19 protein-coding genes are annotated in these 17719 nt (G+C 43.4%); 10 read left to right on the top strand and 9 right to left on the bottom strand.

Annotation, left to right across the window (positions count from 1 at the left end):
- Nucleotides 1–38: 38 nt before the first annotated feature.
- The 3 genes from FEN17_RS12980 to FEN17_RS12970 all read right to left on the bottom strand — a co-directional run bounded on the left by FEN17_RS12980 (nt 39) and on the right by FEN17_RS12970 (nt 2332).
- On the bottom strand, nt 39–1007 hold the full coding sequence (locus FEN17_RS12980; RefSeq protein WP_138365779.1) for a virulence RhuM family protein/type II toxin-antitoxin system death-on-curing family toxin: 969 nt from the start codon (nt 1005–1007) through the stop codon (nt 39–41).
- Nucleotides 1008–1153: 146 nt separating this feature from the next.
- Nucleotides 1154–1477, bottom strand: a complete 324-nt coding sequence (locus tag FEN17_RS12975; RefSeq protein WP_138365778.1) for a nuclear transport factor 2 family protein — start codon at nt 1475–1477, stop codon at nt 1154–1156.
- Between the two features lie 66 nt (nt 1478–1543).
- Complete coding sequence (locus FEN17_RS12970; protein WP_138365777.1) at nt 1544–2332, bottom strand: SDR family oxidoreductase; 789 nt, start codon at nt 2330–2332, stop codon at nt 1544–1546.
- Between the two features lie 129 nt (nt 2333–2461).
- Here FEN17_RS12970 and FEN17_RS12965 point away from each other — a divergent pair, with 129 nt between their 5' ends.
- Nucleotides 2462–2827, top strand: a complete 366-nt coding sequence (locus FEN17_RS12965; protein WP_138365776.1) for a winged helix-turn-helix transcriptional regulator — start codon at nt 2462–2464, stop codon at nt 2825–2827.
- Here FEN17_RS12965 and FEN17_RS12960 read toward each other — a convergent pair.
- Nucleotides 2824–3210, bottom strand: a complete 387-nt coding sequence (locus tag FEN17_RS12960; protein WP_171037921.1) for an ester cyclase — start codon at nt 3208–3210, stop codon at nt 2824–2826. The two genes, FEN17_RS12965 and FEN17_RS12960, sit on opposite strands and share 4 nt — an antisense overlap.
- A gap of 130 nt (nt 3211–3340) precedes the next feature.
- Here FEN17_RS12960 and FEN17_RS12955 point away from each other — a divergent pair, with 130 nt between their 5' ends.
- The 4 genes from FEN17_RS12955 (at nt 3341) to FEN17_RS12940 (ending at nt 6920) form a co-directional block, all read left to right on the top strand.
- Nucleotides 3341–4096 (top strand): DUF1223 domain-containing protein, encoded by a 756-nt coding sequence (locus FEN17_RS12955; protein WP_138365774.1) that lies wholly within the window; start codon nt 3341–3343, stop codon nt 4094–4096.
- A 379-nt stretch (nt 4097–4475) separates the two neighbouring features.
- On the top strand, nt 4476–4937 hold the full coding sequence (locus FEN17_RS12950; protein ID WP_205748155.1) for a ribosomal maturation YjgA family protein: 462 nt from the start codon (nt 4476–4478) through the stop codon (nt 4935–4937).
- Nucleotides 4870–5487 carry an FEKKY domain-containing protein gene (locus tag FEN17_RS12945; RefSeq protein ID WP_171037920.1) on the top strand — a complete coding sequence of 206 codons (618 nt, stop codon included), beginning with the start codon at nt 4870–4872 and terminating at the stop codon, nt 5485–5487. Before FEN17_RS12950 ends, FEN17_RS12945 begins: the two co-directional genes overlap by 68 nt.
- Before the next feature lie 173 nt (nt 5488–5660).
- A complete protein-coding gene (locus FEN17_RS12940) occupies nt 5661–6920 on the top strand; it encodes an MFS transporter (protein WP_138365771.1) in 1260 nt (419 codons plus the stop codon).
- A gap of 32 nt (nt 6921–6952) precedes the next feature.
- Here FEN17_RS12940 and FEN17_RS12935 read toward each other — a convergent pair whose 3' ends face one another.
- A complete protein-coding gene (locus tag FEN17_RS12935; RefSeq protein ID WP_138365770.1) occupies nt 6953–8014 on the bottom strand; it encodes a hypothetical protein in 1062 nt (353 codons plus the stop codon).
- A gap of 551 nt (nt 8015–8565) precedes the next feature.
- On the opposite strand from FEN17_RS12935, the gene FEN17_RS12930 reads away from it, so the two are divergent.
- From FEN17_RS12930 to FEN17_RS12920, 3 genes are all read left to right on the top strand, one after another.
- A complete protein-coding gene (locus FEN17_RS12930) occupies nt 8566–10179 on the top strand; it encodes a hypothetical protein (RefSeq protein ID WP_138365769.1) in 1614 nt (537 codons plus the stop codon).
- A gap of 56 nt (nt 10180–10235) precedes the next feature.
- Complete coding sequence (locus FEN17_RS12925) at nt 10236–11186, top strand: glycosyltransferase family 2 protein (RefSeq protein WP_138365768.1); 951 nt, start codon at nt 10236–10238, stop codon at nt 11184–11186.
- A 72-nt stretch (nt 11187–11258) separates the two neighbouring features.
- On the top strand, nt 11259–12896 hold the full coding sequence (locus FEN17_RS12920; RefSeq protein WP_138365767.1) for an ABC-F family ATP-binding cassette domain-containing protein: 1638 nt from the start codon (nt 11259–11261) through the stop codon (nt 12894–12896).
- Nucleotides 12897–12973: 77 nt separating this feature from the next.
- Here the strand turns inward: FEN17_RS12920 and FEN17_RS12915 are convergent, their stop codons facing one another.
- The 3 genes from FEN17_RS12915 to FEN17_RS27680 form a co-directional block, all read right to left on the bottom strand.
- A complete protein-coding gene (locus tag FEN17_RS12915) occupies nt 12974–13822 on the bottom strand; it encodes a helix-turn-helix domain-containing protein (RefSeq protein WP_138365766.1) in 849 nt (282 codons plus the stop codon).
- A gap of 93 nt (nt 13823–13915) precedes the next feature.
- The gene (locus FEN17_RS27685; RefSeq protein WP_229208809.1) at nt 13916–14203 is read right to left on the bottom strand and encodes an alpha/beta fold hydrolase; all 288 of its coding nucleotides are present in this window, start codon (nt 14201–14203) and stop codon (nt 13916–13918) included.
- 60 nt (nt 14204–14263) lie between these two features.
- Entirely contained in the window at nt 14264–14821 is a 558-nt protein-coding gene (locus FEN17_RS27680) for an alpha/beta fold hydrolase (protein WP_229208808.1), read from the bottom strand.
- A 236-nt stretch (nt 14822–15057) separates the two neighbouring features.
- On the opposite strand from FEN17_RS27680, the gene FEN17_RS12905 reads away from it, so the two are divergent.
- The gene (locus FEN17_RS12905) at nt 15058–15870 is read left to right on the top strand and encodes a hypothetical protein (RefSeq protein ID WP_138365765.1); all 813 of its coding nucleotides are present in this window, start codon (nt 15058–15060) and stop codon (nt 15868–15870) included.
- 88 nt (nt 15871–15958) lie between these two features.
- Here FEN17_RS12905 and FEN17_RS12900 read toward each other — a convergent pair whose 3' ends face one another.
- Complete coding sequence (locus FEN17_RS12900) at nt 15959–16564, bottom strand: Crp/Fnr family transcriptional regulator (RefSeq protein ID WP_138365764.1); 606 nt, start codon at nt 16562–16564, stop codon at nt 15959–15961.
- Nucleotides 16565–16751: 187 nt separating this feature from the next.
- On the opposite strand from FEN17_RS12900, the gene FEN17_RS12895 reads away from it, so the two are divergent.
- Complete coding sequence (locus FEN17_RS12895) at nt 16752–17714, top strand: hypothetical protein (RefSeq protein ID WP_138365763.1); 963 nt, start codon at nt 16752–16754, stop codon at nt 17712–17714.
- Nucleotides 17715–17719: the final 5 nt, after the last annotated feature.

Raw genomic sequence — 17719 nt, 5'->3', positions numbered from 1 at the left:
TGCGGGATTAGATTGACAACAATTAGGATTGAAAGTTCTTACTGATTCCTATTCAATACACTAATAATCAACTTCTTTACAGTTTCCATTTCCTCCGGTTTGCTGGCTGCGGCGAAAAGTGTAAGACTTGCCAATGCTTCGTTGCTGATAATTGCGTTTTCTCCCGATTTCAACAAACCATTAACTTCCAGAAAAAGCAGAAAGCAAGCGGCCGCAATCCGTTTATTACCATCGACAAACGAGTGATTTTTGATAATTAAATAAAGCAGAGTAGCCGCTTTTTCCTCGATTGACGGATAGAAATCAATTTCCCCAAATCCTTTACTGATCTGCGCCACCGAACTTCGGAAACTATCGTCCTTCTCTTTTCCAAATATGAAGGAATCGAAATCCTGCCGCATGGTTTCAATAATGTTTTGGTAAGACGATAAATCCGGATAAACCGCTGCTCTCTGACTGATACCGTTCTGATCCAACGCTTCATGATCGTAATCGTCGAGCAACTCAAGTCCTTTTGCAAAATGTGCAAGCCAGCTCATGTCGGCCTCGTCAACTTTAGATTCAATCGCACGGCTCAGAATCCGGATCCCATCTTTCAGCGTTTGCACCTGCTGGTTTTTCTGAGCAAGTCGCTGTTCGTTAATGGAATAACCCTGGACAAGATATTCTTTGAGGCGCTGGGTAGCCCAAATTCGGAATTGGGTTGCCTTGCCGGAGTTGACGCGGTAGCCGATTGACAGGATCATATCCAAATTATAGGTTTCCAATTCCCTGGAAACATGTCTTTTACCTTCCACGGCAACTATTTCCATTTTGGAAACAGTTGCCTCTCGCACCAATTCATTACTATTAAATATGTTCCGGATATGCTTGCTAATCGCAGGTACTTCGGTTCCAAACAACGTCGCAATCTGTTTTTGGCTTAACCAGGTCGTTCCATCTTTCACTGACACTTCCATCTGGACTCCGCCATCTGCACTTTCATAAATCTCAATCTGCTTCTCCATGTTTCATAGTTTGTTTGAACCAATATAGAAGTAAGCCTCACAAATAATATGGTGGATTATCCTTCGGTAAATGAGATGGACGACTTTCTGCGCGTATGCAACGTGCTGGCACTTTGAAGTTTTAAGCAATTATTTAAAGGTGCTCATCAACCCGTAATTTTCAACGAACTAATCAATGCATTTTCGAAATCCAAATGATAATGCATTACGCCCGGACTGCCTGGGAATGTACCGCGTGCTTCCACGGTAAGAATCCCTTTCGCGCCGGTTTGCATGAAATCAAGGGCTTTCGCCTGCATATTATACTTCTCGGTCGCCTCCTCGATCCATTGCTTGATTTCACCTCTGCCCGTGTAAGAAGCGCCCTCGTCAAACACAGTTGCGTGTTCTGTAAAGTAATTGGCAAATGCGGTACTGTCTGCTTCGTTTTGTGCTTGAATTAAGCCTGCTATATTTTCAGGAAGTTGCATGATTATTTGAAATTTAAATGATTGAAATTTTGATTTTGTATTGATTTAAATTTGCTCAATGCTTATCTAAATCGTACGGACTGTGCCGCCGTCGATAATATATTCGGTGCCTGTGAGATAAGCCGCTCTCGGCGAAACCAGGAAGCCAACAAATTCGGCAACCTCTTCCGGCCTGGCCGCTCTGCCAAATGGAATGCCGCCCAGTGCGTCCATAACGCTCTTTTCTGCCTCCTCGATCGTGCCGCCCGAGCTGGCAGAAATGCGCTCCAACATTCGCTCGGACGAAGTCGTCATAATCCAACCGGGAGAAACAGTCAGCACCCGCACGCCTTTCGGAGTCACTTCATTTGATAGACTTTTGCTATAATTCACTAGTCCAGCTTTGGCGGCCGCATACGGTAAGGTAGATTCATAAAGAGGCAGTTTGGCCTGAATAGAGGCAATGTGAATGATCACACCTTTGCCGTTTTCAATCATACCGGGCAGAAAGCCGCGATCCAGCCGCACGGGCGCCAGCAGGTTGGTTTGCAGTGTTTCTTCCCATTGTTCGTCGGTCAGCACGGCAAAGCCGCCGCCCGGCGTTTCCGAGGCTCCCAAATTATTGACCAGAATATCCAGTCTGCCGAATTGCTTGTGAATTTCTTCCACCACTTTTTGCGTTCCTTCCGGCTTGCTCAGATCCGCGGCGATGAAATGGATCTTGTCATCTGGTTCTTCCGGCTGATTTCTGGCGGTAACTATGACCGTTGCACCTGCTTTTAAAAGTCGGTCCGCGATGGCTTTTCCCGCGCCTTTGGTGCCTCCTGTTACCAAGGCAATTTTGTCTTTTAGTTCGTTTTCAAAGTTGAAATCCATGTCCTTTTTGTTTTTTTGTAGGACAAATTTCAGCACTATGCTTCCCACCGACAAGTACGGATTTACGATTCTGATAGGGATAAATTTATCCCTATTGAACCGCTGGGGCCATATAATTACCTTTGTATCATGTACGAAAGAAAGACAATGCCCAACCTGAATTGCGGCCTCGACCTGATCGGCGAGGTGCTTTACGGCAAATGGAAAATACGGCTTTTGTGGTTTATCCACCAGGGCTTCCAGCGTCCCAGCGAGCTGCAAAGAAAAATACCCGACGCCTCCCGCCGGGTACTGAATGTGCAATTGAAAGAGTTGGAAAATCACGAGCTCGTCGGCAAGATCATTTACCCTGTGGTCCCGCCGAAAGTGGAGTACTATCTCACGGATTTCGGCAAATCACTCATTCCCGTCATCGGCGTGATCGGGCAGTGGGGGGATGAAAATGAAGTGCGTTTGCGGGAGCTGATTGAAAAAAATATTTTGCCCAGCCATTAACCCATTACGCCGAGTTGCTGTAAAAGCCCCATGGTGTCCATAATAATCCGGCTTTCGGCAAATAACCCGTCACGGACAACATCGATCACGACGCCCCAGGTTTCCACTTTCTTGTTCGTTGGCGGAATTCCCATAAAGTCGCCGTCGTGGGTGCCGGTCCAGGAGAAGCGGGTTACGACTGTGTCACCTTCCGCAACTTGTTCGTCCACCGTCCAATGCATGTCGGGAAAGCCGGTGAGCATGGAGTTGATCGCGAATTTCAAACCTTCTCGACCTGGGCCTTGTCCCGGGAATGGCAGATGTTCCAGAAAATCTTCCGCTGCCAGTTCATCAACCGCATTTATGTTCTTCTTATTAATTACTTCTTCGACGAAGTTGCTCATGAACTTCTTGTTTTCTTCCGGCGTCATTTTTTTGAGGGTTTATAAGGAATTGAGAGTTTGAATGTACTTATAAGGCTATTCTGCGTTGATATACTGATCTTTGAAGTAATTGAGATTGGAACAGGAACACATGAAAAGGAAAGACATTTTTGTATTCGCTACGAGCTTCATTTTGATAACGACGCTCTTTATTGGAGCCGGAAGCTCAAAACCAGTTTTTGTAAAAAATACCAATGAAAACGGCTTTGTATTTCTGGAATTATTCACTTCCGAAGGCTGTTCGAGCTGCCCGCGCGCGGACGAACTGCTCGGGAATGTACAGAAACAAAGCGGCGACAAACCAATTTACATTCTGGCGTATCACGTCGACTATTGGGACCACAACGGATGGAAGGACATGTTCAGTAGCGCCGAAAATACCAAACGCCAATATTGGTACGCCAACAAATTGAAATCGCAAGTCTATACACCACAAGTAGTTGCGAACGGAAAGACTGTATTTGTAGGATCGAATAAGACAGCTTTAACGAATGCTCTTGAAAATAATGTTCAAGCTTCCTCAACAAACACTTTGAAGTTGACCGGAAAACGAGAAGCGGGAAAAATGGCAATCACCTATCGCGTATCGGGCAGCAAGGATGCCGAGCTGATGATCGCGACGGCTCAAAAGAATGCGGAGCGTCAGATCAAAAACGGGGAAAATAGTGGCCGCACGCTGCATCATGTTCAGATCGTAAGGAAATTGGATGCTTTTAAATTGAGTAATATGGGGGTTGGACAAGTCAATATTTTATTGCCAAATGAATTTACCGCGGGCCAGTGGGAGGTAGTTGGTTTTTTGCAGGATAAGAGGACGGGGGAAATATCTGCTGCGGATAGGCTTTGAGGTAGCAGTTAAAACTAATTGCGGCATTCGCGGTAATGAACCTCCCTGCTTGTAGGTGTTTATGTTTTTGTCGTTTGAAAAAGTTAGATAAATGTCAGCAGATCGTTTTTTAACGTGGCCGATCCACTAATCGAAATCCGGATTAGCGTCCTTCCCGAATTCAGCAGTTGATCCGGCAATAAGTTTGCGTGTTTTTATGATGAAATGAATGTTTGAACTTGTTTAGAAGGTTATCCTGCGTTGATTTACTAATCTCTGAAACAGGTAACCGTTAACATTATACGGGCGCACAAGAATGATACTTCCGGAGCGGAATAAGACTTTTTCGCCGACTTCTCCCAGGAACAGGTTGGGGTACGGGCTACTAACTGCCGGTGTAATGCTCGCCGGTTTTTTGTCGCGGCGTCTGCTCGGGCATTATCCATTTGTGAAGCTGTATGTCGGTGATGCGTTGTGGGCCATGATGGTGTTTTTCGGCTTTGCATTTATTTTCCGCAAATGGCCGACATGGAAGGTAGCCGCGGCGGCGCTCGGATTTTCGGTGTGCATTGAGCTTAGTCAGCTGTACCATGGGCCTTGGATTGATAGTATCCGGCAGATGCCACTGGGCGGGTTGGTGCTGGGGTTTACGTTTGTTTGGAGTGATCTGGTTTGTTATGCGGCGGGCGTGGGGTTTGGGGTAATTGTTGAGGTTTATCTTATTGTTAAAAAAAGAGATCCTAAAATAATGATCTCACTAAACGTAATGTGTATAATTTACTTTAATATTATACATGAGAAAATTGTTGATAATAGATGCTGTGATACTGGTTCTGCTGTTTGCCGCAGCTACCCTACCTGATTATTACATCAATTCTCCCTCATATTTCAATTTCGCAGATTCAATTCGCAACTTCGATTGGTTGATCTTTGCAGGAATTTTGGTGGCAGGCATCATACTTTCTGGCCTTTTAGCATTGATTCCTCTAAAAAATATGCGCTATTTTCTTCGCTTACTAAGCGTAGATATTTTTGTCAATACGGCAGTTCTGCTTTTTATAATGTACCACGGGATCTCCTCAATTGTTAAATATCAGAGAGAATACGAAGCATTATCATTGAAATACAAATCCAGAGCAGAATCTGATATCAAAAACGGAGTTATCATTTACGAAACAGCAGGTTTCCAAATAGGACTGGATCCGGCACAACAAGCAAAAGAAGATAAAATTGATAGCCTCAGAAGAACTTACGGAATTACCTACAATAATACCGGATGCATGATTACCTCCGTGGAATTGAGAGCGCAATCTGATTATGAACAGCTTACCGAACCGTATCTCGATCGAAGAAATGGTGCAGGCTGGCGAGATCGGATGAATCTGGAAATCGAGAAAATAAGAAAACATTGATATTTCAACATCCGGAAAACTTCCGCTTGAAAATCCCCTCTTAGGCAATAATCGTCTTTTCCAAAGTCATTCCGCTGTCTGGCCACATTTGGCAAGCTTTTTACAATCATGTGACCATCACCGCGGATTCACACAATATGACACAGCCCGCGCTATTACCATTAACAAACTGCATGAAGATTGCCGCATTGAGTGCTTTTGAAAGCCGGAATTACCGGTTATTTTTTGCCGGACAAACCATATCGCTTTTAGGCACCTGGATGCAGAAAACGGCCGTCAGCTGGGTGGTTTATTCGCTCACTCACTCCAAATTCATGCTCGGCGTGAGCATTTTTGCGACGCTTTTTCCCTCAGCCATGCTGACTCCGTTCGGTGGCGTGGTTTCGGACCGTTATAATCGCTACCGTGTGCTGCTGACTACCCAAGTGCTTTCCATGGTACAGGCGCTCGCGCTGACGCTGGTGGTATATTTCAAACATTACGCGGTTTGGGAAATTATTGCGCTGAGCGTGGTGCTGGGAATGATCAATGCATTCGATGTGCCGGCCCGGCAGTCGCTGGTGTATGAGCTGGTGGACGATAAGAAAAATCTACCTAATGCGCTGGCGCTGAATTCGTCGATGGTCAACCTGTCGAAATTGCTCGGGCCTGCGATTGCTGGCGTGGCCATCGAGCGGTTTGGCGAAGTGGTTTGTTTTGCAGCCAATTCATTCAGCTTTATTGCGGTGATCAGCTCCCTGCTGCTGATTAGGCTGCCAAAATTTGTGCCTGTAAAACACACCAAAAACATCCTCAACGAACTTGGCGAAGGGCTGACGTACATCCGGCAAACGCCCGAAATCCGGTACATTATCATCATGCTGGCACTGGTGAGCCTGCTGCTGCTTCCTTTTACGAGTCTGATGCCGATTTATGCAAAAGACATTTTCCGGGGCACGGCTTCTACATTCGGCCTGCTCGACAGCGCGATCGGTTTTGGCGCACTGGGGGGCGCAATTTTCCTGGCAACATTGCCGCCCGGCACCAACCTCAGTCGGATACTCGCCATCAATACATTCGTTTTTGGTACGGGGCTAATCCTGTTTTCCTACACAAGTTTGTACCCGCTGGCACTGCTCTTCATCGCCATCGGTGCATTCGGGATGATGTCGCAAACCACCATCAGCAACACGCTCATCCAAACGCTGGTCACGCCCACGATGCGCGGGCGGGTGATCAGCATTTTTGTCATGGCTTACTCCGGCGGCGTCCCCATCGGCAGTCTCATCGTGAGTTACCTTTCGCAGCATATCGGCGTACAGGCCACGGTGCTGGGTCAGGGGTTTCTGGCATTGCTCATCGGCATCCTGCATGTAAGGTATTTAAAAAGGAATAAGCCTAACCGGCGGGTGGCGACTACGAATAGTTTGAATGCGGAGATTCCGCAGGTTTGAGGCAGGATATAAATGTCGGCATTCTCAACCTTCTAAGGAACTTTGTGGCTATTCGGACGCTCTAATATCTTCTCTTTCACGATGTATTCTGCCAGCTTGTTGGCGAAGGTTTGGGCTCCAAGCTCACTGACGTGACAAACGTCGCAGAAGAATTGAGGCTGCTGAGGTAAATTCCCAGCCATGTCAAAATAGTAAGTTCGATTCTTCAAAGCCAGGTTGGTTAAAATCTGGTTATGCACAAAAATCCCCTTTTTCACATTGTCCGCATCACCCCATATTGAAACAGAACAAGCGTAATTACAACCGGCATAACGAGCCTTATCCGAATCTTCTCCTGTTAACTTAGCGCCCTTGGGAAAGTAAGAAGCATACTTTAATAAAAGCAACCGATCGCCTCTCTCCTTTGCCAAAGAAATAATTCCATTCAGATTTCTTTGGTAGGCCCCAGCCGTTTTGATACTTCTTCCATACTTGACCATTCCGGGAGCAACTTCTTCGCGACTAGCATATTTACGCCGCAACACGAGATCCGCCAGCGTACTTATTAAAATGTCGCAGGCATAAGGAATAATCGCGTAATTAATTTCAGGATGATTTTGAAGCCGGTGAATATCCTTATACCACTTTATATGGCTGTAATCTAACCGAAAATCCTCAGGCGGAATACAATTAGCGCGATTTTCATTAATTGCCTCATAGTAGATCACAAGATCAAAGCGATTATCATTAAACAATTTATACTTAATTAAATTATCCAGCGATGTATGCCCGGCAACCGCTGCATTATAAAAGGCAAACTTTTTCTTGTAATGATATTTCCTCCTCAGAATAGTATCCAGACGCATTTCTAGCCGAGACCAGGGTGTACTGACAACTGAGCCACCTAAAATAAGAATATCTTCTACGTCATCATCAGCCCTTACATTCTCCGCTCCTAACTCCCCAATTATTGGATAGAATCCTTTGTACACGTAGTCCGCCGGCTTGAAAAATGGATAGCCATAAAACACAAATATAGCACGACAAGAAAGCTCCAAAACCAATAGTAACAGAAAACAGAAAACAGCTAAAAATATGATATTACGGGTAGTCATTCAGGTAAAGCGTGTTGAACAAACATTAAACTTTGCTAATAAATATGTTATTCTACTTAAAAGCAAATGCACATCTGTCTACTATAATCCGAAGTGGATATTAGCATTAAAAATCTAAGGCATTTAGTCTGAAATCTACTCAAAAAAAGGATATACTCTTCACAAAGTACATCAAAAGCTACCCTTAAAACACTGGTTGAGCCTTTAAATAAATGATATCAACCGCAAGATAAATAGGAAACAGCCTAGGCCTTTTCAGAAACAACTATTTCAGCCCACCACCCCACTATTCCGGCAAGTACAATCACTATCTTAGCCTATTTACAATATCCGAGCACTTACATCGCTTTCCGGGTAGTAACCGCAGAATAAATGATTTGCGCCGCAGAATAAATGGTTTAGGTATTACTCACTCGCCAATATACATTTATTGACATCGGATCGTGCTGCCTGTTAAGATTATAATACATACATAATAAAACGACCTACAAAAGTGACCAATCATTCATTACTAGCGAGCCCAATAACTGATTAAATACATACTAGCAACTATGAAATATCTATACAAGATAAAACAACAAGTAGTATCCTTTGACATTCTTGCATTTTCATTTGTTCTGATCGCAGCCGTTTTACTAAATTATAATTACAGTAATCGACTGGATATCATTTCAGATGATGATGATCTGTATTTTTCATTTGGCATGATGCTGTTGGAAGGGAAATACAGAGGCGCTGATGACGGGCCACTTTACTATACCTTTCAATTGCTTCTCCAACTTCTCACAAATGATGCGATAAAGACATTTTACATTAACTACATCATCACTTCCTCCGTTCCGTTCATACTTTTTTATCTACTATTAAGAAGTCGAGGCGTAAATATCTGGTTATCAGCCATTATCGCGATCATGTTCATGTTCTCTCTTCTCAACTATCCGATAACGCCCAAACTAACGCATTACGCAATTATCTACTTGCTGCTGGGGCTTTTGGCATTCAGCTATTCTAAAAAGAATATACATAAAGTATTCTTCTGCTGCCTTTTTGTCCTTTTGGCCGCCTACGCCAGGCCCGAGCTATATATCGGATTTTTTCTTTTAACCTTGGTCACCGCATACTTGAGTTATCATGAAGGACAATATAAATATCTATTGATTATCATATCCGTGGCAATTCTATCCGGATACTTTTTAGGCACACCGATTGGCGAACGGGACAGGAGTTTTTGGACATTTAAACATCATTTTTCTATTAATTATATCCAGGCCAACCCACAGCTAAATTTATCTCCCTGGAATCATTTCAACCAGATTACCACAGAAGCTTTTGGTCACAAGCTGGTATCCATAAAAGACGCCATCATAACCAGCCCAAGTTTGGTAATTTGGCACATTAAGCTTAATATAGTTAATTATCTGAAAATGCTTCCAACCTATTTCACAAGCATTATTTTTGAAAATATTCAATTTCCTTTTCGCAAATATGTACTTATTCTTCTTGGGCTACTGACTATTTTTCGAATAAACTATACCAAAACCTACACTAATTTGAAACTCATTTTCAAAGAAAATCTATTCTTCCTAATTATTTTCTTGATAATCCTTGTTCCAACTTACATTTCTAACTTCTTTATTTATCCCCGACCGCACTACATTCTCTATCATTTCTTTCTTTATCTATTCTTATTCTCATTATTATGTACTAGCCTCAGCTTCAAGAGAATTATTGAAACTGAGCGCCGTTGGTTCAGGTTAACAATTGTCGGGTTCAGCATTCTTTTAATTTCTTTGCTGTATGTTCCGCAATACAAAAAGAGCATTGAAAATAAGCCACTTCCTTCCAAAGATTTTTCTCTAATGCTCAGGGCTTGTAATTTGAAAGGACGCGTGTCGGTTCTTGGTGGAGATGCACCGTTTTCATATAACCGTTTTGTCGGACAGAATTGGCTATTTAACTATTATGATATTATCAGACCATCGCATTTTGATATTTGCATTAATAATTACAAAATAAATTGCGTAATTATTAATGATAAGATGAATGACTACTTTAAAGATGATCCATCTTATAAACAGTTCATTGGAAACCCTCAGTCGATGGGATTCAAAATGGTTAATAAGACGGAAAGCCATCAGGTCTACGCTAAGTCGGAAATAATCTGATATAATTCGCAAATCTTTTCCTTCACGATACATAGTTACAAACTTAAAGTGCGAGTATGCAACCAGCGCGTCTGTTGTTAGTAGTGCCCTGTTATAACGAGGAAGCGATAATTCGTCAAACATATGAAACATTAATAGACTACTATTACCATATCAAAAGGCAGGGAGTTGTTGCAGAAAACAGTCAGATCTGTTTTGTTGATGATGGCAGCTCAGATAAGACCTGGGCTATGATTCAGGAGATATGCACCCAAAATGTTAATGTTGTTGGAATCACTTTATCCAGGAATTTTGGCCACCAGCAGGCGATTCTGGCTGGCTTGGAAAAGCATGTAGATGACTTTGATTGTTTTATTACCATTGATGCAGATTTACAGGATGATATTCATGCCATCACAGCCATGATCGAAAAGCATCATAAAGGTGCAATGATCGTTTATGGTGTGCGGAATGACCGCAGCGCTGACGCCTGGTTCAAGCGCATCACCGCTGAAGGTTTTTATGTGTTAATGCAAAAGATGGGCGTGCCTGTCATATTCAATCATGCCGACTTCCGACTGATCGATCAACGCGTTTTAAAAGAATTAAATAATTTCCGGGAGGCCAATATATTCCTTCGCGGTATAGTGCCGCTGATTGGTTTCGAAAGTGAAAAGGTCTATTATAGCCGCCTGGCCAGAGAGGCTGGTGAAACGAAATACCCGCTCAACAAAATGCTTTTATTCGCGTGGAATGGGATCACGTCATTTTCAACATTCCCCATGAGGGTGGTCTCCTATTTCGGCATAATCAATTTCCTGATAGCCATGTTGATTGTTGCATACATTCTCTTTTCCTTCATTCTCGGCGATGCCATACCCGGCTGGACCTCGACTTTACTTCCCCTGATGTTTTTCAACGGCTTCAACATGATGGCTATCGGACTCATCGGCGAATACATCGGCAAGATTTATCAGGAAGTGAAAAGCCGCCCACGTTATATTATCGAAAAGACACTTAACAATTAACATTTGGCACATTGACTTTTTTCGTTCTTTCAATCGTATCCTCGTACCTTTGCGGCTTCAAAAAATGAGACGATGATTACAGTTGAAAATTTGGCCGTTGAATTTAGCGGTTCTACGCTTTTTAGTGAGGTTTCTTTCGCTATCAATCCTACCGATAAAATTGCCCTGATGGGTAAAAACGGAGCAGGGAAATCCACGATGATGAAGATCATTGCGGGAGAACAAAAAGCCAATCGCGGCCATGTTCGCGCACCCAAAGATGCCGTAATCGCCTATTTGCCGCAACATTTGCTGACCGAAGATAACTGTACCGTTTTTGAAGAGGCCGCCAAAGCATTCAAGCAGGTTTTTGAAATGCGTGCCGAAATGGAACAACTCAATCACGCGCTCGAAACCCGTACGGATTACGACAGTGACGAGTACATGGCGATCATCGAAAAAGTGACTGAGCTCGGTGAAAAATATTATCAGCTGGAAGAAGTCAATTACGACGCGGAGGTGGAGAAAGCCCTAAAAGGACTGGGATTCAGGCCGGAAGATTTTCACCGCCAAACCAAGGAATTCAGCGGAGGCTGGCGTATGCGCATTGAGCTGGCCAAAATCCTTTTGCAAAAGCCCGACCTCATTTTACTCGATGAGCCAACAAACCACATTGACATTGAATCGGTGATGTGGCTGGAAGATTTTCTGGTGAACAAATCCAATGCGGTGATGGTCATTTCCCACGACCGCGCCTTTATCGACAACATTACCAACCGCACCATTGAAGTAACGATGGGACGGATTTTTGACTATAAAGCCAATTATTCGCATTATCTGGTGCTGCGCGAAGAACGCCGCTCACACCAGATCAAGGCATACCAGGAGCAGCAGAAAATGATTGCCGATAACATGCAATTCATCGAACGCTTCCGCGGGACTTACTCCAAAACCAACCAGGTTTCTTCCCGCGAACGCATGCTGGAAAAGCTGGAAATCATTGAAATCGACGAAATCGACAATTCAGCCCTGAAATTGCGTTTTCCACCTTCTCCACGGTCGGGCGACTATCCGGTGACCGTGAAGGATGTTTCCAAATCTTACGGTGATCATGTGGTGTTTAAAAATGCCAGTATGACCATTTCCAGAGGCGAAAAGGTATCGTTTGTCGGACGAAATGGGGAGGGTAAATCGACGATGATCAAAGCCATCATGGGCCAGATCGATGTCGAAGGAACCTGCCAGCTGGGGCATAATGTCAAAGTCGGCTACTTTGCGCAAAACCAGGCTGCCTTGCTGGATCCTAACCTGACGATTTTCCAAACCGTGGACGAAGTTGCAGAAGGCGATGTAAGAACGCAGATCAAGAATATCCTGGGTGCCTTTATGTTTCAGGGTGATGATATCGACAAGAAAGTGAGCGTATTATCGGGCGGAGAAAAAACGCGGCTCGCGATGGTGAAGCTGCTATTGGAGCCCGTAAACCTGCTGATTCTCGATGAGCCTACGAACCATTTAGATTTAAAATCCAAGGATGTTCTGAAAGAAGCACTCCGGAATTTTGACGGAACATTGGTACTCGTTTCCCACGACCGGGACTTTTTACAAGGCTTATCTCAAAAGGTTTTTGAATTTAAAGAAAAGCGCGTAATCGAACATTTTGAAACGATTGACGCATTTTTGGAAAGGAACCGGATCAAGAGCATTGCGGATTTGCAGCTCGCGAAGTAGCAATGGTTTTACTCTAAATCACTCTTCTGGTTTGCTATCTATGCCTTTGCGTTTCAAAAAACCCTAAGACGGCAAGTCTATCCCGTAAAGCCCGCCCGGAAACCCGATGGCGACTCACCCGTTTTGGATTGGAACAACCTGCTGAAATAAGCCGGATCATTGTAACCCAGGTCATAAGCGATTTCTTTGGCAGTCAGCGAAGTATGCACCAATAAACGCTTTGCTTCGAGGATAATGCGGTTTTTGATCACTTCATTGGGCTGTGGCAACCGTAACCGGTTGAATTTGTGCGTGATCGTTTTTGGCGCCATGCATAGAAAATCGGCGTAGTCGGCTACGGTGTGTTTGGATTTATAATGTTCGTCGACAAGCCTGGTAAATCTGCGGAAAAATTCAAGATCGCTTTGCTGCCCGGTGACGTCGTGCGTTAGATGCTGCCTTTTCCAGGCGCGCGTGGCGCGGATGAGGAGTTGTTTGAGATAGGTGCGGACCATTTCTTCCATCGAGCTGTCGTTGAGGTTAAATTCCTGGATCATCTCTTGAAATAACCCTCCCAGAAACGCAATTTCTGCATCCGAAAGCTCCACTTTGGGCATATTCCGAATGTTATTGAACAGCAACCCATCGCACGCAACTTCCTGATCGTGAATCTGAATACAATAAAAATCACGGTTGTAAAAAATGAAATATCCACTTCCCTCGCCTGCTTTTTCCAATTCGAGATACTGATTGGGACTCATAAAAAACAAAGTCGGCTGCTGCGTTTCATAACACGCAAAATCCACCCTCAGCTTATAGCCAGCAGGCAGATACAGAATTTTAATGTATTCCTTATAAGCAGGCCCGTTGATCAGATCCGTTTGCTCCTGATTCACTTGCAGCAATCCCAGCGTCTTTAAATTGTTGTTGAAAACAGTTGTACTCATAGCTATATACGCTTGGGAATATCGGGATTTTTTTGTTTCAAATAAAGAAAAAACCTGTGAAGCAATCATCGCTTCACAGGTGGAATCGTTTATCTAGCTTCTTGCGAATTTTTCAAGTTCAGCATTGAATTTATCCATTTCTTCAATGAAAAATCCGTGGCCGCCTTTTTCAAATTTGATGATGTGCGAACCTTTGATGGCTTTTTCAAGCTGCTCAGCACCTTTGAAATCACACAGTTTGTCGTTCACACCATGGAATATCGCCACCGGGATTTTGATTTTCGACAATACCGGGCGCAGGTCCAGCTCTCCCAAGGCGCTGATTGCCTGTGTTGTAGCGTAAGGTGAGGCATTCAGGTTGATGTTTTCCAACCATCTCATCGTCTCTTCGGAAAGTCCTCCTTCTTGTCCCTGAAATGCTTTTCCGAAACCAGAAATCAGTTACTCGCGGTTGGTTTTGGTCTGCTTGATCAGGTCTTTTGCACCCTGTTCGGTGATGCCGAACGGATAACCTTCGCGCTGTTTCCAAGACGGACCGGTGGCGCCGAATACGGCCAGCTTGCTGATGTGCGCGCTGTTATATTTGGTCACATAGTGCAGCACCACAGCGCTTCCCATCGAAAATCCTCCCAGTGTTGCGTTTTCAATTTTCAGTTTTTCCAAAACTACCTTAATGTCGTCGGAGAAAGTATCGAAGTCATATTTCCCATAAGGTCTGTCCGACTTTCCGAACCCGCGGAGCGAAATGCCGATCACTCTGAACCCTTTTTCAACCAGATATTGGTATTGATATTCGTACATCTCATTATTGAGCGGCCAGCCGTGAATGAGGACTACAGGCTGACCTTCGCCCAGGTCGATCACATGGAGTTTTACATTTTTTTCTACTTCAATGTATTCTTCTCTTCCAAATGCGGCCGGCTTGCGGGATTGTGCAAATAGCATTTGGCTTTGGATCAATGTGAATACGAGGGCGATGGTGAAGGCAACAGTTTTCATGTGAGCAGTACGTTGGATGTTTGAGTTAATTTGCTAACCATTAGCAGATTGTCGTTTCGTTTCGACATGACAAAGGTTGCCTCTTTAACTCCGCAGAAGAATGGATAAAATACCAAGCGACTTGTACATTTTTCCCGCAGCGTAAAATTATCATTAGTTAAAGGTTCGAAGCAGCAACAGACTAACTACTTATATATAATTTTCTTATATATTTGACTGGAAATTGTTAGGCAGGAATGAAACTACACATTACATCGCTTATTTTGATTGCCGTCGCGCTTGGGCATCATGCGTTTGCGCAGCCAGCAAAGCTTAAAGGAACCTGGGTAACTTCGCAGCAAGAGCTGATCGAAATCCGGAATCTGGGCCGCGACTCTACTAATGTCCTGGCAAACAACTTGTTGCAGGAGAGTTATTTCCATTTGTTTATTTATGGCGATACATTGAGTTTCCAGCATATTTATACAAGCTCTGCTACCGACTTCAAAGTGGAGTATACAGACCGGTATGATTTGAAAATCATCAGCAGTAATAATTCAAGCCTCGTCGTGAGGCCGGTTTCCAAATTGTCCAAAAAATATTTCCAAAACCGACCGCTTTTAAAACTTAGCAGAAAACAGGATTTGATTGATACGACCATTGTTTTCGAGAAAATGATTTACCATGCTACGCCTGCCTGGGAAAGTCCCACGGTTACCATTAAACTCGACAACCAGAAAAATCTCTCGCTAAACATTACAAATAACTATTATAAGTACAATGGTGACCTGGCGACCGGACATTACGTCGCCGTGCTCGATGACAGCACTTATCAGGAGTTTATTAAAACGCTGCAAAACAGCAGCATCAGAAGCCTGCAATTCGGGACCGTCGAGGTGAAGGATTCTCCCGAAATTACGCTCGATATTTATTTCAGCGGGCAACGCAAATATTTAAAATCAACAAATGTCCCGACACTGGCCAATGGTCTTCTGTATTTTATTATGCGGCGTTTACAAAAGTATCCCGGGTTAAAATCGTCAGAGATTCTTGATTTATTAAAGCGTTAGCATTGCTTTTTAATTTCAACGAACTAATTGATTTATTAACCGACGCTTTCAGCGTCTAAAGAGCTCCAAACCTACCTCTAACAGACGCTTAATGAGCAGCTTTATCCAGGTTTATTGTTTTTAAACATCTACTAAAAGTGGCTGCGGTGGTGCCCAGGTAGGTTGCTATATAATGGTCAGGAATTCGCCGGAAAAGGGACGATGGCTGACTGATGTAATGTGCGATCCTTTGTTCTACAGAAAGATATTTAAAGACCTTTACGCGATCGGTGAAATTGATCAGGTGTTGTTCCAGCAACTGTACGGCCAAACCGGCCATATGAACATCTTCTTCCACAAGCTTGCGATACGCCTCATAGGAAATCGAAATGCCTGTGGTGTCTTCCAATGTTTCCAATACATCATTTGACGCTTTTTGCATCAGAAAACTCTCCGCAATACACACGATGTCGCCGTCAGAAACAAGAAGCGAAGTGATGTCCTCTGAGCCTCTCAGGTAATAAGTTCGCATGGCGCCTTTTTCAATCAGATACAGACATTTACTGACCTGCCCCACATCCACCAGCACCCGCCCTTTCGGAATCATAAAGCGCCTCATACTATCCTGAAAGCGCGTTTTCACATCTTCTGACAGAATAAATCTGGAAGCATCCAGGATCTTTTGTAGCGGTTTTGTGTCTTCGGTGACTTTCATAAAAGTGCAAGCAAGCTGACGTTTCCAATCGTTTTCCCCAGAAGTGGTGCAAATCTTGTCGCCGGACAAGACAAATCTGTGTCGTAGCGCAAGCCAAATCCGTGTCATAGAACAAGGTATACAATTATAGCCTTTAAGTTACTTTGTATTGTACAAAAACAATGCTCACCTATAAAAATTTAAATGAATGGAAAATTTCAAATTAAAATGTGCAAGGACCTTCTCACCTATTTTATGGAGTATAAGGTTTGTTTCAGCAATGGCTTTAATCTTGTCAACAGCTTCTTGCGACAAGAATCTTATTCAGGAGATATCCACCTCCGGAGGCACCTCATCAGCAAGGATATCTTCGGAAGCCCTATTTACTGCATCTTACGAAATTGAAGAATATTCTGCGACAGAAATTCTTTCCAGAATCCCGGAGGATTCAAAGGAAAAACCGTTCATTGAAATTGACGCGCAGCCTCGCTTGGACAGGCAAGGAGTCGAATTTAAATTGTTTTTGGATGGACGATACGAAATAACGACTACACAAATGGAACCCACCAAGTTGGAACTATTACCCCAGTCGTTGCAGAAAAAAAAGGTTGAGTCTGTAATCTCAAACAAAACATTTATAGAAAATGATATAGCTCATTTCTATGATTCAAATGGAAATGAAACTGGGAAATCACAACTAAAAGTGACAAGATTCACAACTCTGGCCGAAAAAATATTAAAAATGACCGAAATCAACAAAGGGCAGGTTGCTAATGAAATAATAGGACATCCGCTTATCAACGAAGCCTATATTCTAGGTTTGGCGAAAGAGAAAAATGCCGAGATAGATGAAGATAAAGGAATTACAAAAATAAAATTTGATTTGTCCCGATTCACTGCGGAAAGCAACGAAAGCATTGAAAACCTATCTAAATATGCTGTACAGTATTATGATTTTAAGAATAAAAGGTTGGTTGGGGAAACACTCCACGATAAAAATGGAGGCAAATTGCTCTACCGCTCCACAATTTTTTATACTCCTGTAGACAAAGGAAATCAGGTTGAAAAGGTTCTATCGGAATCGTTCGACGAGAATCCTAAAAACGGGATAAAAACGAGGCACATCAAGCAAACGTTTTATAGCCGTATGAAAACTCAAGTAAACATTTAACCTTA

The organism is Dyadobacter luticola, assembly GCF_005860805.1.
Classification (GTDB): domain Bacteria; phylum Bacteroidota; class Bacteroidia; order Cytophagales; family Spirosomataceae; genus Dyadobacter; species Dyadobacter luticola.
This window is presented reverse-complemented; position numbering and strand designations above follow the sequence as displayed.